Annotated in this window: 13 protein-coding genes; 8 read left to right on the top strand and 5 right to left on the bottom strand. The window is 70.6% G+C overall.

Annotated elements, in window-relative coordinates; translation table 11 throughout:
* Positions 1-645 precede the first annotated feature (645 nt).
* From gap to pgi, 6 genes are all read left to right on the top strand, one after another.
* A complete protein-coding gene (gene gap / locus ACMA1D_RS02375; RefSeq protein WP_349994478.1) occupies positions 646-1,650 on the top strand; it encodes a type I glyceraldehyde-3-phosphate dehydrogenase in 1,005 nt (334 codons plus the stop codon).
* Between the two features lie 195 nt (positions 1,651-1,845).
* Positions 1,846-3,057 (top strand): phosphoglycerate kinase, encoded by a 1,212-nt coding sequence (locus ACMA1D_RS02370; protein WP_414722154.1) that lies wholly within the window; start codon positions 1,846-1,848, stop codon positions 3,055-3,057.
* Between the two features lie 5 nt (positions 3,058-3,062).
* On the top strand, positions 3,063-3,839 hold the full coding sequence (gene tpiA, locus ACMA1D_RS02365; RefSeq protein WP_414722153.1) for a triose-phosphate isomerase: 777 nt from the start codon (positions 3,063-3,065) through the stop codon (positions 3,837-3,839).
* A 148-nt stretch (positions 3,840-3,987) separates the two neighbouring features.
* Positions 3,988-4,221 (top strand): preprotein translocase subunit SecG, encoded by a 234-nt coding sequence (gene secG / locus ACMA1D_RS02360; RefSeq protein WP_414722152.1) that lies wholly within the window; start codon positions 3,988-3,990, stop codon positions 4,219-4,221.
* Between the two features lie 164 nt (positions 4,222-4,385).
* Positions 4,386-4,721 (top strand): RNA polymerase-binding protein RbpA, encoded by a 336-nt coding sequence (locus ACMA1D_RS02355; protein WP_176161036.1) that lies wholly within the window; start codon positions 4,386-4,388, stop codon positions 4,719-4,721.
* 226 nt (positions 4,722-4,947) lie between these two features.
* Entirely contained in the window at positions 4,948-6,600 is a 1,653-nt protein-coding gene (gene pgi / locus ACMA1D_RS02350) for a glucose-6-phosphate isomerase (RefSeq protein ID WP_414722244.1), read from the top strand.
* A 351-nt stretch (positions 6,601-6,951) separates the two neighbouring features.
* Here the strand turns inward: pgi and pgl are convergent, their stop codons facing one another.
* The 5 genes from pgl to tkt are packed head-to-tail and all read right to left on the bottom strand — an operon-like array spanning position 6,952 to position 13,669.
* Positions 6,952-7,758, bottom strand: a complete 807-nt coding sequence (gene pgl / locus ACMA1D_RS02345) for a 6-phosphogluconolactonase (RefSeq protein WP_414722151.1) — start codon at positions 7,756-7,758, stop codon at positions 6,952-6,954.
* Positions 7,755-8,879, bottom strand: coding sequence for a glucose-6-phosphate dehydrogenase assembly protein OpcA (gene opcA, locus ACMA1D_RS02340; protein ID WP_414722150.1), 1,125 nt, complete (start codon positions 8,877-8,879; stop codon positions 7,755-7,757). Before opcA ends, pgl begins: the two co-directional genes overlap by 4 nt.
* Positions 8,876-10,417, bottom strand: a complete 1,542-nt coding sequence (gene zwf / locus ACMA1D_RS02335) for a glucose-6-phosphate dehydrogenase (RefSeq protein ID WP_414722243.1) — start codon at positions 10,415-10,417, stop codon at positions 8,876-8,878. Before zwf ends, opcA begins: the two co-directional genes overlap by 4 nt.
* Positions 10,414-11,556 carry a transaldolase gene (tal, locus tag ACMA1D_RS02330; RefSeq protein ID WP_414722149.1) on the bottom strand — a complete coding sequence of 381 codons (1,143 nt, stop codon included), beginning with the start codon at positions 11,554-11,556 and terminating at the stop codon, positions 10,414-10,416. The genes zwf and tal overlap by 4 nt, the downstream gene beginning before the upstream one ends.
* A gap of 34 nt (positions 11,557-11,590) precedes the next feature.
* On the bottom strand, positions 11,591-13,669 hold the full coding sequence (gene tkt / locus ACMA1D_RS02325) for a transketolase (RefSeq protein ID WP_414722148.1): 2,079 nt from the start codon (positions 13,667-13,669) through the stop codon (positions 11,591-11,593).
* 453 nt (positions 13,670-14,122) lie between these two features.
* Here tkt and ACMA1D_RS02320 point away from each other — a divergent pair, with 453 nt between their 5' ends.
* Entirely contained in the window at positions 14,123-15,067 is a 945-nt protein-coding gene (locus tag ACMA1D_RS02320) for a heme o synthase (RefSeq protein ID WP_414722147.1), read from the top strand.
* Between the two features lie 145 nt (positions 15,068-15,212).
* Positions 15,213-15,584: a hypothetical protein gene (locus tag ACMA1D_RS02315; protein WP_414722146.1), complete on the top strand. Its 372-nt coding sequence runs from the start codon at positions 15,213-15,215 to the stop codon at positions 15,582-15,584.
* Positions 15,585-15,590 lie beyond the last annotated feature (6 nt).

Raw genomic sequence — 15,590 nt, 5'->3', positions numbered from 1 at the left:
CTGATCCGCGGGGGAGGTGGGCGCCGCCGGCGCGCCCCGCTCTGTGTGGCCGCTGCCCGTCCTGGTGGATGGCGCGTACGGGACCCGCCTTCCGGCGGCCGGTCGCGCACGGGCCGCCTCGCGCGGACGTCGCCCGACCTCCGTGGACGCCGCGTACCGGCGGCCCCGCTGATGGCCGCGTACGGGTCGCCCCGCAGAGGCCCCCCACCGACGCCCCCCACCGACGCCCGCCACAGGCGCCCCCACGGACGCCGCGCCCCACGGAGGCAGTGTGCCGGCCGCCGTGTGCCGGCCGCCGCCCGCGCGGCCGTCGTACGTCTTCCGTTCGGCGTCGCCATCTGATAGGGAGCGGCCGGTGCAGCGAGTCGGTCAAGGGCCGGGCGCTCGCCTCACCCGATGGTTCAACCGGCGTTCCGCTGCTCGCCCACCCGCGGGTTCACCGGGTGTTCCGCCCGCCGTCGTCAAGCGCCCCGCGGGCCGCTCCGACGCCGGCTCCGCGGCGGTCCAGGCCCGTGTTTGAGCGGCTGTCGGGCGCCGGTCAAATGTCACGTACGGGTCGCGTACGAGGTAGGGTCGAGGGCGGTCGGGGACATCCCATACAGCTCGCCGGCGTCCAGACCGGCACACCAACGAGGAGATCGGTTCGTGACGATCCGCGTAGGCATCAACGGCTTTGGCCGTATCGGTCGCAATTACTTCCGCGCGCTCCTGGAGCAGGGTGCGGACATCGAGATCGTCGGTGTCAACGACCTGACCGACAACGCCACCCTGGTCCACCTGCTGAAGTACGACTCGATCCTGGGCCGTCTGAAGCAGGACGTCAGCCACACCGAGGACACCATCACGGTGGGCGGCCAGACCTTCAAGACCATGGCCGAGCGCGACCCGGCCGCCCTGCCCTGGGGCGAGCTCGGTGCCGACATCGTCATCGAGTCCACCGGCATCTTCACCAAGCGCGAGGACGCCGCCAAGCACCTCGCCGCCGGCGCCAAGAAGGTGCTGATCTCCGCGCCCGCCAAGGACGAGGACATCACCATCGTCATGGGCGTCAACCAGGACAAGTACGACGCGGCCCAGCACCACGTCATCTCCAACGCGTCCTGCACGACCAACTGTGTGGCCCCGATGGCGAAGGTCCTCGACGAGAACTTCGGCATCGTCAAGGGCATGATGACCACGGTCCACGCCTACACCAACGACCAGCGCATCCTGGACTTCCCGCACAAGGACCTGCGCCGCGCCCGGGCCGCCGCGGAGAACATCATCCCGACCTCGACGGGCGCCGCCAAGGCGACCGCCCTGGTCCTCCCGCAGCTCAAGGGCAAGCTGGACGGCATCGCCATGCGCGTGCCCGTGCCCACCGGCTCGGTCACCGACCTGGTGCTCGAACTGAGCCGCGAGGTCACCAAGGACGAGATCAACACCGCGTTCCAGAAGGCGGCCGAGGGCCAGCTCGCCGGCGTCCTGGAGTACACCGAGGACCCGATCGTCTCCTCGGACATCGTCAACTGGCCGGCCTCCTGCACCTTCGACTCCTCGCTCACCATGGCGCAGGGCACCCAGGTCAAGGTCGTCGGCTGGTACGACAACGAGTGGGGCTACTCCAACCGCCTGGTCGACCTGACCACGTTCGTCGGCGGCCAGCTCTAACATCCCCCTCGCACGGCCCGACCCGCCCCGCGGGCACTGCCGGGGCGGGCCGGGCGGGCGGAGCGCGGAGCGGAGCCCCGGTCAGCGGGGAACCGAGATGTGGTGCGGACAGGGCTCGGGTGACGCGACGCCGCGTCGTCCGAGCCCTGTCCCGTGCAGCAGGCCCACCGAGGAGACGCAAGGAGTCCAGGAATCATGAAGACGATCGACGACCTCATCGAGGGCGGCCTGGAGGGCAAGCGCGTGTTCGTACGCGCCGACCTGAACGTGCCGCTTGAGGGCGCCACCATCACCGACGACGGCCGCATCCGCGCCGTCGCCCCGACGATCGCCAAGCTCGCCGCAGCCGGCGCCAAGGTGATCGTCGCCTCCCACCTCGGCCGTCCCAAGGGCGCGCCGGAGGAGCGGTTCTCGCTCGCCCCCGTCGCAGTGCGCCTCGGCGAACTGCTCGGCAAGCAGGTCACGTTCGCCGCCGACACCGTGGGGGACAGCGCGAAGGCCACCGTTGCCGCTCTGGGCAACGGCGAGGTCACGCTGCTGGAGAACCTCCGCTTCAACGCCGGTGAGACCAGCAAGGACGACGCCGAGCGGGGCGCGTTCGCCGACCAGCTCGCCGCTCTCGCCGACCTGTACGTCGGGGACGGCTTCGGCGCCGTGCACCGCAAGCACGCCTCGGTCTACGACCTGCCGGCGCGGCTGCCGCACGCCGCCGGCGACCTGATCGCCACCGAGGTCGGCGTGCTGAAGAAGCTCACCGAGAACGTGCAGCGCCCGTACGCGGTGGTGCTCGGCGGCGCCAAGGTCTCCGACAAGCTCGGGGTCATCGACCACCTGCTGGAGAAGGCCGACCGCATCCTGATCGGCGGCGGCATGGTCTTCACCTTCCTCAAGGCGCAGGGCCACGAGATCGGCACCTCGCTGGTCCAGGAAGACCAGCTCGCCACCGTCCGCGAGTACCTGGCGCGGGCCAAGGAGCGCGGGGTTGAGTTCGTCCTGCCCGTCGATGTCGTGGTCGCGCCCGGCTTCCCCGACCTGGCGGCCAAGGCGGCCACGCACCCCAGCACGGTCGCCGTGGACGCCATGCCCGCCGACCAGATGGGCCTGGACATCGGCCCCAAGACCAGCGAACTGTACGCATCGAAGCTCGCCGACGCGGCCACCGTCTTCTGGAACGGGCCGATGGGCGTCTTCGAGCACCCCGACTACGCCGACGGCACGAGGGCCGTCGCCCAGGCACTCCTCGACAGCTCGGCCTTCTCGGTGGTCGGCGGCGGGGACTCGGCAGCGGCCGTGCGCATCCTGGGCTTCGACGAGAACGCTTTCGGCCACATTTCGACCGGTGGTGGCGCCAGCCTCGAATACCTCGAAGGCAAGACGCTCCCCGGCCTCGCCGCACTGGAGGACTGAACACCGTGAGTGACCGTACCCCGCTGATGGCGGGCAACTGGAAGATGAACCTCAACCACCTTGAGGCCATCGCACACGTCCAGAAGCTCGCCTTCGCGCTCGCCGACAAGGACTACGAGGCCGTCGAGGTCGCCGTCCTGCCGCCCTTCGTCGACCTGCGCTCGGTGCAGACACTGGTCGACGGCGACAAGCTGAAGATCAAGTACGGCGCCCAGGACATCTCGGCGCACGACTCCGGCGCGTACACCGGCGAGATCTCCGGGCCCATGCTCGCCAAGCTGAAGTGCAGCTACGTGGCCGTCGGCCACTCCGAGCGCCGGCAGTACCACGGCGAGACGGACGAGATCTGCAACGCCAAGGTGAAGGCCGCCTACAAGCACGGCATCACGCCCATCCTGTGCGTCGGCGAGGGCCTTGAGGTCCGCAAGGCCGGCGAGCACGTGGCGCACACCCTCGCCCAGGTGGACGGCGGCCTCAAGGACCTGCCCGCCGAGCAGGCCGAGACCATCGTGATCGCGTACGAGCCGGTCTGGGCGATCGGCACCGGCGAGGTCGCCACGCCCGAGGACGCGCAGGAAGTCTGCGGGGCGATCCGCAAGCGGCTGGCCGAGCTCTACAGCAAGGACCTGGCCGACCGGGTGCGCATCCAGTACGGCGGTTCCGTCAAGGCGGCGAACATCGCGGCGATCATGGCCAAGCCGGACGTGGACGGTGCGCTGATCGGTGGCGCGGCGCTCGACGCGGACGAGTTCGTGAAGATCGTTCGCTTCCGCGACCAGTAGGCAGCTATGACGGCGGGGTCCCCCCGTCGTACCCTGTCGGGGCCGGTACCGGCGTTAACGCGTCGGCCGGCCCCGACAGCGTTCAGGGTTCCATCCGTTTCATCAGATCGTTTTCAGAATTATCGCGTCCGAGAGAGTTGGTCCAGCCGTGGAAACTGGGTTCTCAATCGCCCTCATCATCTTCAGCGCGCTGTTGATGATGCTCGTGCTCATGCACAAGGGAAAGGGTGGCGGCCTGTCCGACATGTTCGGTGGCGGAATGCAGTCCTCTGTCGGCGGCTCGTCTGTCGCCGAGCGTAACCTTGACCGGATCACCGTGGTGGTCGGCCTGCTGTGGTTCGCCTGCATCGTCGCGCTCGGCGTGATGATGAAGCTGGATTAACTGACGGACCGTCGTCAGCGCGGCCTATTATTGGGCTTGCGTCCTCGGGGGCGGGTGTAACTCCTGTCGCTGGACGCGCGTTGGGCCTTACATAGACTGGGGCGCCCGGCAGCGGAGCCGCCTATCGGATGCTTCGCGGCACCATCACGCAGGGAGTTACAACCGTGGCAAGTGGCAACGCGATCCGAGGAAGTCGGGTCGGAGCGGGGCCGATGGGAGAGGCCGAACGGGGCGAATCAGCGCCCCGGCTGCGCATCTCCTTCTGGTGCTCGAACGGGCACGAGACACAGCCAAGCTTCGCCAGCGACGCGCAGATCCCCGAGACCTGGGACTGTCCGCGCTGCGGCTTCCCCGCCGGAAAGGACCGGGAGAACCCGCCGGACCCGCCGCGCACCGAGCCGTACAAGACCCACCTCGCCTACGTGCGGGAACGGCGCAGTGACGCGGACGGCGAGGCGATCCTCGCGGAGGCGTTGGCCAAGCTCCGCGGCGAGATCTGACGCGGCAGCAGGACCGCACCCACCGGCAGCACTCGGGCAGCGAGCGCGTGGTCCCCACGGCGCCCGCCCCCTCGGCAGCGGACCGGGGCCCGGCAGCACCCTCCCACGGGAGGAGCTGCCGGGCCTTTCTGTGTCCGCCCCGCGATGGCGACATATGGACCGCCCTGATCAACTAAGTTGGGCGGTGCTGGCGCGAATGACGAGACGAATAGGGCTGATGTCCGAGATGAACGCTGAAGGCCGAACCCGGCTCGATCAGATGCCGGAGTGGGTCGCGCTGGGAAAACACCGGGAACAGCTAGGGGAGGTCGACCTACGCGAGGTATTCGCCGCCGATCCCGCGCGTGGTGAGCGCTACACCGCACAGGTCGGCGATCTCTATGTGGACTACTCCAAGCATCTGGTGACCGACGAGACGCTCCGGCTGCTCCGGGCACTGGCCGCGGCCAGCAAGGTCACCGAGCTGCGCGACGAGATGTTCCACGGCGGCAAGATCAACATCACCGAACGGCGCTCCGTCCTGCACACCGCGCTGCGCGCCCCGCTCGCCCAGGTCGTGGAGGCCGACGGGGAGAACGTGGTGCCGGCGGTGCACGCCGTGCTCACCAAAATGGCCACCTTCGCCGACCGGGTGCGCTCGGGGGACTGGACCGGGCATACCGGCAAGCCCATCAAGACGGTCGTCAATATCGGTATCGGCGGTTCCGACCTGGGGCCCGCCATGGCTTATGAGGCGTTGCGCGCCTACAGCGCACGGCACCTGGATTTCCGGTTCGTATCCAATGTGGACGGCGCCGATCTCCATGAGGCCGTACGCGATCTCGACGCGGCCGAGACGCTGTTCATCGTGGCGTCCAAGACCTTCACCACGATCGAGACGATCACCAATGCGACATCCGCGCGCAACTGGCTCCTGAACGCGTTGGACGCCGGTCAGGACGCGGTGGCCAAACACTTCGTCGCGCTGTCCACCAACGCGGAGAAGGTCGCCGAATTCGGCATTGATCCGGCCAATATGTTCGAGTTCTGGGACTGGGTCGGCGGACGTTACTCGTATGACTCGGCGATTGGGCTCTCGCTCATGATCGCCATTGGGCACGACCGGTTCCGGGAAATGCTCGCGGGCTTCCACCTGGTCGACGAACACTTCCTGACCGCACCGGTCGAGGAGAACGTGCCGCTGCTGCTCGGTCTGCTCGGCGTCTGGTACGGCGGCTTCCACGACGCCCAATCGCACGCGGTGCTGCCGTACAGCCACTACCTGGGCTCGTTCACCGCCTACCTCCAGCAACTCGACATGGAGTCCAACGGGAAGTCCGTCGACCGGCAGGGTTGCCCGGTGACCTGGCAGACCGGACCCGTGGTGTGGGGCACGCCCGGTACCAACGGGCAGCACGCCTACTACCAGTTGCTGCACCAGGGCACCAAGCTGATCCCCGCCGACCTGATCGGCTTCGCCCGGCCCGTGGACGACCTCGCGCCCCAACTGGCCGAACAGCACGACCTGTTGATGGCCAATCTGTTCGCCCAGGGCCAGGCGCTGGCGTTCGGCAAGACGGCAGACGAGGTCAGGGCGGAGGGCGTGGCCGAGGAACTGGTGCCGCACAAGACCTTCCGCGGCAACCGGCCCACCAGCACCATCCTGGCCACCCAACTCACCCCGTCGGTGCTCGGCCAGTTGGTCGCGCTCTACGAGCACAAGGTGTTCGTCCAGGGCGCGATCTGGAACATCGACTCCTTCGACCAGTGGGGCGTCGAACTCGGCAAGGTGCTGGCCAAGCGGGTGGAGCCGGCGTTGCGCGCCGACGAGCAGGTGCCGGGACTCGATGCGTCGACCACCGCCCTGGTACGGCGCTACCGCGCGCTGCGCGGACGCTGACCCGGGCCCGTAACGGAGGCTATGGCCTGGAGCCGGCCGCGTACGCTCCCGGGCGCCCGCGGCCGGCGTGCGTGGTGCGGTGCGTGCCCCGCGGCCGGTGTGCGCGGTGGGTGGCCCTGCGGTGGCGTGCGCCGGTCGGTGCCAGTACCGGGGGGCGGCCCCGGACGTGGAACGGCCCGCGGCGGCCCGATCCGGGAGGACCGGGCCGCCGCGGGCACCGTCGTATCAGGGCCGCGGCCCTGCTCAGGCCGGGCCCGTGCTCGTACCAGACCCGTGCTCAGACTGAAGCCCTAGTCGGGCCGGAGTCCTACACAAGCCAGGCCCGTACGCGAACGCACACCGGACCCCTGCTCAGGCCGAGGCCGGCGGATACAGCTCGCGCGGCAGCTCAGCCGCGGCGCTGCGGTCGAGCAGCCACAGCGTGCGGCTGCGGCCCCGTGCGCCGGCGGCCGGGGCCTGCACCTCGCCCGCACCCGACAGGGCGATGGCCACCGCTCCGGCCTTGTCCGCGCCGGCGGCGAGCAACCACACCTCCCGCGCGGAGCGGATCGCGGGCATGGTCAGCGAGATGCGGGTGGGCGGCGGCTTGGGCGCGCCGTGCACGCCGACCACCGTCCGCTCCTGCTCACGGACGGCCGGCAGCTCGGGGAAGAGCGAGGCCACATGGGTGTCCGGGCCGACGCCGAGCAGCAGCACGTCGAAGACGGGCACCCCGCCCCCGCCGGCTCCCGCCGGCGGCGACGCGGTCTGCTGTGCGGCGGCGGCAGCGAGCTCGGTGGCGTACGCGGCAGCCGCCGCGTCCGCGTCCCCGACGTAGCTGCCGTCCGACGCGGGCATCGGGTGCACCCGCGCCGGGTCCAGCGGCACCGCGTCCAGCAGCGCCTGCCTGGCCTGTGTGACGTTGCGCTCCGGATCGCCCTCGGGCAGGAACCGCTCGTCGCCCCACCACAGGTCGAGCCGAGCCCAGTCCACCGCGTCCCGCGCCGGGGACTCGGCGAGCGCGGCCAGCAGACCGTTGCCGTTACGGCCGCCGGTGAGCACCACCGACGCCGTGCCCCGGGCCGCCTGCGCGTCGACGATCTTGGTGATCAGTCGGGCGGCGGCGGCCCGCGCCATCAGCTCCTTGTCGCGGTGGACCACGACCTGCGGCGCCGTCACGAGGACGCCGGCTTCTTCGGCGACTGAGCCGCCTTCTTCTTGCCGGCCCCGGCCTTCGTACCGGAGGTGCCACCCGTGCCACCGGCAGCAGCGTCCGCACCGGCCGCAGCGCCATCCGCCGCGTCGCCCGCGGCGCCGTCGCTCGCGGCCCCGCCGACCGTGCCGGCCGGCGCCGCGCCCTTGGCCGCCGGCGCCTTCCCGCCCAGCCGCTGTACGCCGTACTTGACCGCCGACGCGTACGTCTCGTCCGGGTCGAGCCGCCGCAGCTCCTCGGCGATCAGCTCCGCGGTCTCCCTGCGGTGCAGCGCCACGTGCCGGTCGGGCTGGCCCGGCATGGCCAACTCGGCCAGCGAACCGTCCGCGCGGTCCAGGCAGATCGTGCCGTCGACGGTCTCCAGGCGCACCGCGGTCAGCCCGGGCCCGTCCGAGACGTGCCGCTGGACCGGCACCCCGAGCCGCTCGGCGAGCCACAGCGCCAGCAACTCGCTGCTGGGGTTGTACGCCTCGCCGTCGACCGAGGCCGACGTGATCGTCGAGTGCTTCTGGTCGAGCGCGGCGGCCAGCACGCTGCGCCAGGGCGTGATGCGGGTCCAGGCCAGGTCCGTGTCGCCCGGCGTGTACGTCTGGGCCCGCAGCGCGAGGGTGGCCACCGGGTCCTCGGTGGCCTGCGCGTCGGTGATGCGGCGCGCGGCGAGCTGGCCGAGCAGGTCCTCGCTGGGGTGCTCCGGCGCGTCCTCCGGCCACCACACCACGACCGGCGCGTCGGGCAGCAGCAGCGGCAGCACCACGGAGTGGGCGTGGCTCGCCAACTCCCCGTGCAGCCGCAGCAGCACCGTCTCGCCGGTGCCGCTCTCGCCGCCCACCCGCACCTCGGCGTCCAGCCGCGCGATCTTGCGGTCGCGCGGGGAGCGCCCGGGGCGGCGGATGACGACGAGGATGCGCGAGGGGTGTTCCTTGGACGCCTCGCTCGCGGCCTTGAGCGCGTCGTAGTGGTTGCCCTCGTCGGTGACGATGACCAGGGTGAGCACCATGCCCACGGCCGGCGTTCCGCTGGCCCGGCGCGCCTGCACCAGTGCGGAATTGATCTGGCTGGACGTGGTGTCCGTGAGATCGATGTTCATGGCCGCCGCCAGCTCCGTCCGTCTCGTGCGAGCATCTCGTCCGCCGCCTTCGGCCCCCACGTCCCGGCGGTGTACTCCTCGGGCCGGCCGTGCCGGTCCCAGTACTCCTCGATCGGGTCGAGGATGCGCCAGGACTCCTCGACCTCCTGGTGCCGCGGGAAGAGGTTGGCGTCCCCGAGCAGCACGTCGAGCAGCAGCCGCTCGTACGCCTCGGGGCTGGACTCGGTGAAGGACTCGCCGTACGCGAAGTCCATCGTCACGTCGCGGATCTCCATCGAGGTGCCCGGCACCTTGGAGCCGAACCGAATCGTCACGCCCTCGTCCGGCTGCACCCGGATGACCAGGGCGTTCTGCCCCAGCTCCTGGGTGTCGGTGGTGTCGAAGGGGGAGTGCGGGGCGCGCTGGAAGACCACCGCGATCTCGGTGACCCGCCGGCCGAGCCGCTTGCCGGTGCGCAGGTAGAACGGCACGCCCGCCCAGCGGCGGTTGTCGATCCCCAGCTTGATGGCGGCGTAGGTGTCGGTCTTGGACTGCGGGTCGATGCCCTCTTCTTCGAGGTAGCCGCAGACCTCGGTGCCGCCCTGCCAGCCGTGCGTGTACTGGCCGCGGACGGTGTGCCGACCCAGGTCGTTCGGGAGCCGGACGGCCGTGAGCACCTTCAGCTTCTCGGTGACCAGCGCCTTCGCGTCGAAGGAGGCCGGCTCCTCCATGGCGGTCAGCGCCAGCAACTGGAGCAGGTGGTTCTGGATGACGTCCCGGGCCGAGCCGATGCCGTCGTAGTACCCGGCGCGACCGCCGATGCCGATGTCCTCGGCCATGGTGATCTGCACGTGGTCCACGTACGAGCGGTTCCACAGCGGCTCGAACATGGTGTTGGCGAAGCGCAGCGCCAGGATGTTCTGGACCGTCTCCTTGCCCAGGTAGTGGTCGATGCGGAACACGTCGCTCGGCCGGAAGACCTGGTGGACGACCTGGTTGAGCTCCTGCGCGCTGGCCAGGTCGTGCCCGAAGGGCTTCTCGATGACCGCGCGCCGCCAGGAGTCGCCCTGGCCCTCGGACAGGCCGTGCTTCTTGAGCTGCTGGACGACGGTGGGGAAGAACTTCGGCGGCACCGACAGGTAGAAGGCGAAGTTGCCGCCCGTACCGCGCGCCCCGTCCAGTTCCTCGATGGTGGCCTTGAGCTGCTGGAACGCCTCGTCGTCGGAGAATTCGCCGGGGACGAAGCGGAAGCCCTCGGCGAGCTGCTGCCAGACCTCCTCGCGGAACGGGGTCCTGGCGTGCTCCTTCACGGCGTCGTGCACGACCTGCGCGAAGTCCTCGTCCTCCCAGTCGCGCCGGGCGAAGCCGACGAGGGAGAAGCCCGGGGGCAGAAGCCCGCGGTTGGCCAGGTCGTAAACCGCTGGCATCAGCTTTTTACGCGACAGATCGCCCGTGACGCCGAAGATCACCAGGCCCGACGGCCCCGCGATGCGCGGGAGCCGTCGGTCCTGAGCGTCACGCAGCGGATTGTCACTGCGTGCGGGGTCAGACAAGGTCAGTCCTTTGCCGGAGTGAGGCGCTTGAGCTCGGCCTCGGTGGACTTCAGCAGGTCGGTCCAGGCCGCCTCGAACTTCTCGACGCCCTCTTCTTCCAGGACCCGCACCACGTCGTCGTAGCTGACGCCGAGCGCCGCGATGGCGTCCAGGTCGGCCTTGGACTGCGCGTAGGTCGCCCGCACGGTGTCGCCGGTGATCTCACCGCGGTCGGCGGTGGCCTCCAGGGTCGCTTCCGGCATGGTGTTGACCGTGCCGGGGGCGACCAGGTCGTCCACGTACAGCGTGTCCTTGTACGCCGGGTCCTTGACGCCGGTCGAGGCCCACAGCGGACGCTGCCGGTTGGCCTGCGCCTTGTCCAGCGCGGCGAACCGCTCGGAGGGCGCGACCGAGCCGTCCGCCGAGCCGAAGACCTCCTCGTACGCCTGGTAGGCGAGACGGGCGTTGGCCAGCGCGGCCTTGCCCTTGAGGGCGCCCGCCTCGTCGGTGCCCAGCGCCGCGAGCCGCTTGTCGATCTCGGTGTCGACCCGGGAGACGAAGAACGACGCCACCGAGTGGATCTTCGCCAGGTCCAGCCCGGCGGCCTTCGCCTTCTCCAGGCCCGCCAGGTAGGCGTCCATGACCTCGCGGTAGCGCTCAAGGGAGAAGATCAGCGTGACGTTGACGCTGATGCCGCGGCCGATGGTCTCGGTGATCGCGGGCAGTCCGGCCTTGGTCGCCGGGATCTTGATGAGCGTGTTCGGCCGGTCCACCAGCCAGGCCAACTGCTTGGCCTCGGCGACGGTGGCGTCCGTACGGTGCGCCAGGCGCGGGTCGACCTCGATGGAGACCCGGCCGTCCTGCCCGTCGGTCGCGTCGAAGACCGGGCGCAGGATGTCGGCCGCGTCCCGCACGTCCGCCGTGGTGATCATGCGGACGGCCTCTTCGACCGTGACCCCGCGCACCGCGAGGTCGGCGAGCTGCCGCTCGTACCCGTCGCCGCCCGAGATCGCCTTCTGGAAGATCGACGGGTTGGTGGTCACGCCGACCACGTGCTGCTGGTCGATCAGCTCTGCCAGGTTGCCCGAGGTGATCCGCTTGCGGGACAGGTCGTCGAGCCAGATCGCGACGCCTGCGTCCGAGAGGCGCTTGAGTGCGTCTGTCATGGGAAGTGCAACTCCTCCTAGTCGTATACGGGCGTCAGCGCGCCGCGGCGTCGATCGATTCCCGAGCGGCCTGCACGACCGCCTCGGTGGTGATGCCGAACTCCTGGTAGAGCACCTGGTACGCGGCCGAGGCGCCGAAGTGCTCAAGGGAGACGACCCGCCCGTGGTCGCCCACGAAGCGGTACCAGGTCAGACCGATGCCGGCCTCGACCGCGACCCGCGCCTTGACGGTCGGGATCAGCACGCTGTCCCGGTACGCCTGGTCCTGCTCGTCGAACCACTCCACCGACGGCATCGACACCACCCGGGTGGGCACGCCGGCGGCCTGGAGCTGCTCGCGCGCCTCGACGGCGAGCTGCACCTCGGAACCGGTGGCGATCAAGATCACCTGGGCCTGCCCGCCCTCGGCCTCGACCAGCACGTAGCCGCCCTTGGCCGCGTTCTCGTTGGCCTCGTAGGTGGGCACGTTCTGCCGGGTCAGGGCCAGGCCGTGCGGCGCCGGCTTGTCGTGGTGGCGGCGCAGCACCTCGCGCCAGGCGATCGCCGTCTCGTTGGCGTCGGCCGGGCGGACCACGTTCAGCCCCGGGATGGCGCGCAGCGCGGCCAGGTGCTCGACCGGCTGGTGGGTCGGGCCGTCCTCGCCGAGACCGATGGAGTCGTGCGTCCACACGTAGGTGACCGGCAGCTTCATCAGCGCGGCCAGCCGCACCGCGGGACGCATGTAGTCGGAGAACACCAGGAAGGTGCCGCCGTAGATGCGCGTGTTGCCGTGCAGCGCGATGCCGTTCATGGTCGAGCCCATGGCGTGCTCGCGGATGCCGAAGTGCACCGTGCGGCCGTACGGGTTCGCCTCCGGCAGCGGGTTGTCCGCCGGCAGGAAGGAGGAGGACGCGTCGATGGTGGTGTTGTTGGAGCCGGCGAGGTCGGCCGAGCCGCCCCACAGCTCGGGGATGACCGCGCCCAGCGCCTTCAGCGTCTCGCCGGACGCCTTGCGGGTGGCCACGTCCTTGCCGACCGGGAAGGTGGGCAGCGCCTTCTCCCAGCCGGCCGGCAGCTCACCTGCGCTGATCCGGTCGAACTCGGCGGCCCGCTCCGGGTTGGCCTCGCGCCAGCTCAGGAGCTGCTTGTCCCAGTCGCTGCGGGCCGCGCGGCCCCGCTCGATGACCGCGCGGGCGTGCGCGAGCACCGTCTCGTCCACCGCGAAGTGCTGCTCCGGGTCGAAGCCGAGCACCTCCTTGGTGGCCGCGACCTCGGCGGCGCCGAGCGCGGAGCCGTGGGACGCCTCGGTGTTCTGGGCGTTCGGGGCCGGCCAGGCGATGATCGTGCGGGCCGCGATGATCGACGGCCGCTCCGTCTCGGCCTGCGCCGCCTTCAGCGCCGCGTACAGCGCCTGCACGTCGAAGTCGCCGTTCGGCGCCTGCTCGATGCGCTGCACGTGCCAGCCGTACGCCGCGTACCGCGCGAGCACGTCCTCGGAGAGCGCGGTGGCCGTGTCGCCCTCGATGGAGATGTGGTTGTCGTCGTAGAGCGCGACCAGGTTGCCGAGCTTCTGGTGGCCGGCGAGCGAGGACGCCTCGGCGGAGATGCCCTCCTCCAGGTCGCCGTCGGAGACGATCGCCCAGATGGTGTGGTCGAAGGGGGAGCTGCCCTGCGGCGCGTCCGGGTCGAAGAGCCCGCGCTCGTAGCGGGCGGCCATGGCCATGCCCACCGCGTTCGCGATGCCCTGGCCGAGCGGGCCGGTGGTGGTCTCCACACCGGTGGTGTGGCCGACCTCGGGGTGGCCGGGGGTCTTGCTGCCCCAGGTGCGGAACGCCTTGAGGTCCTCCAGCTCCAGGCCGTAGCCGTTGAGGAAGAGCTGGATGTAGAGCGTGAGGCTGGTGTGTCCCGGCGAGAGGATGAACCGGTCGCGGCCGGTCCAGTTCGCGTCCGAGGGGTCGTGCCGCATCAACTTCTGGAACAACAGGTACGCCGCGGGCGCCAGGCTCATGGCCGTGCCGGGGTGGCCGTTACCGACCTTCTGCACGGCGTCCATGGCCAGAACGCGGGCGGTGTCCACGGCCCGCTGGTCCAGTTCGGTCCACTCAAGATCTGTGGTGGTCGACTTGGTGCTCACCCTGAGTCAGGGCTCCTCTCCACAAGGTCGGATGCCGGTTGAGGGTTTTACGCCGGGCAGGGCCGAGCCTACCCTCGCGGCGGTGGTCATCCTTTCGACCGCTGCACCCTGTGGTCAGTGCGATGACCGGCTGGCCACACGGGTTCCCCGGGGCGTCGCCCGCCCGTCACGGGCGCCCGCGCCGAGGGCCGCGGCGGACCCCCGACGCACCCTCCTCCCACCCTGCCGGTGACGGCGCCCGAGCGCGCGCCGGAACCACGGTCCGCGCCCGCCCCGCCGCCCCCCGAGCGCCCTAGGTCGGCCGCCAACACGACCCCACCCCGGCGACGGACGAGGGAGCGGCAACGTCTAGAGTGGCGTGGTACGCGCAAGTCTTTACCGGGTCTTCATGTCCGGTGCTTGCTGGTCTGCCCGCGGCTCACCGCCGCTGATGTCACTAAACCAGGGGTGTGCGTGACGGCCGTCGAATCCCGTCCTGTGGGGTCGCTCTCTACCCAGAGCCACAGTCACCGGCCGTTCGGGGCCCGTGCCAAGGCGTTCCTCGCGCTGACGAAGCCGCGCGTCATCGAGCTGCTGCTGATGACGACCGTTCCGGTGATGTTCCTGGCCGCCGAGGGCGTCCCCGACCTGTGGCTGGTGCTCGCCACCTGCGTGGGCGGCTTCATGTCCGCCGGCGGCGCCGGTGCGTTCAACATGTACATCGACCGGGACATCGACGCCCTGATGGACCGCACCTCGCAGCGGCCCCTGGTCACCGGCATGGTCTCGCCGCGCGAGTGCCTGGTCTTCGCGTACGCCCTGACCGTGGTCTCCACGGCCTGGCTGTGGTTCCTGGTCAACCCGCTGTCGTCGATGCTCGCCCTCAGCGCGCTGGTCTTCTACGTCGTCGTCTACACGATGTGGCTCAAACGGCGTACGGCGCAGAACATCGTCTGGGGCGGCATCGCCGGCTGCATGCCGGTGTTCGTCGGCTGGTCGGCGGTGACCAACACGGTCTCCTGGGCCAGCGCGGTGCTCTTCCTGGTCATCTTCTTCTGGACGCCGCCGCACTACTGGCCGCTGTCGATGAAGGTCAAGGACGACTACGAGCGGGTCGGCGTGCCGATGCTGCCGGTCGTCGCGGGCAACAAGGTCGTCGCCCGCCAGATCGTCCTCTACAGCTGGGTGATGGTCGGCGTGTCGCTGCTGCTGTGGCCGCTCGGCTACACCGGCTGGTTCTACCCGGTGGTCGCCGCCGCGCTCGGCGCCTTCTGGCTGAAGGAGGCGCACGGCCTCCAGGCCCGCGCCAAGGCCGGCGTGACCGGTGCCAAGCTCAAGGAGATGCGCCTCTTCCACTGGTCCATCACCTATGTGTCGCTGCTCTTCGTGGCCGTGGCCGTGGACCCGTTCCTGCGCTGACCCAGCGCCCGCCGGCGTACGCCGCGGACTCCAGCACGCTGCCGTGAGGGGCGGCGCCCACCCCGGGCGCCGCCCCTCACGCGTGGTGCAGGCCACGCGGCAGGCCCGTCGCCAAGATGATCTACCGATCGGTAGCATCGCGGGCATGGCAGACACCCAGCAGGCCGAAGAGAGCACGGAGCCGGCCGACACGCCGGTCCGCGACGCCCGCGTCGAGCGGCAGGCCGCCCGGCTGGCCCGACAGATCGAGGCGTTCGCCCGCAGCCACGGCGGCAGCGCCGAGGGCCAGCTCGCCCACATCACCCGCGGCTCGGTCCGGATCGCCCTGGTCGGCGCCAACGGCGAGTGGGGCAACCTGGTCGCCCCCTCGTACGAGAGCGCCCGGCGGGCCGCCGAACTGTCCGGCCTGACCGTGCACGAGGACTTCGCCGGCGATCTGGCGGCGAAGGTCCGCACGGGGCCGTACGAGTGGTCCCGCATGGCCGGTATCCAGCTTGGCGGGCCCCGCAACCCGTAGCCTTCC

The sequence above is a fragment of the Streptomyces sp. 796.1 genome (genome assembly GCF_047525675.1).
Taxonomy (GTDB): Bacteria; Actinomycetota; Actinomycetes; order Streptomycetales; family Streptomycetaceae; genus Streptomyces.
Note: the sequence above shows the minus strand (reverse complement) of the source record. Positions and strands in the feature narration are given on the sequence as shown.

Bases quoted from the DNA above. Each gene is read 5' to 3' on its own strand.
- tal (WP_414722149.1), bottom strand. From the start codon at position 11,556: ATGACAGACGCACTCAAGCGCCTCTCGGACGCAGGCGTCGCGATCTGG.
- ACMA1D_RS02370 (WP_414722154.1), top strand. From the start codon at position 1,846: ATGAAGACGATCGACGACCTCATCGAGGGCGGCCTGGAGGGCAAGCGC.
- ACMA1D_RS02315 (WP_414722146.1), top strand. From the start codon at position 15,213: ATGGCAGACACCCAGCAGGCCGAAGAGAGCACGGAGCCGGCCGACACG.
- opcA (WP_414722150.1), bottom strand. From the start codon at position 8,879: ATGAACATCGATCTCACGGACACCACGTCCAGCCAGATCAATTCCGCA.
- pgi (WP_414722244.1), top strand. From the start codon at position 4,948: ATGAACGCTGAAGGCCGAACCCGGCTCGATCAGATGCCGGAGTGGGTC.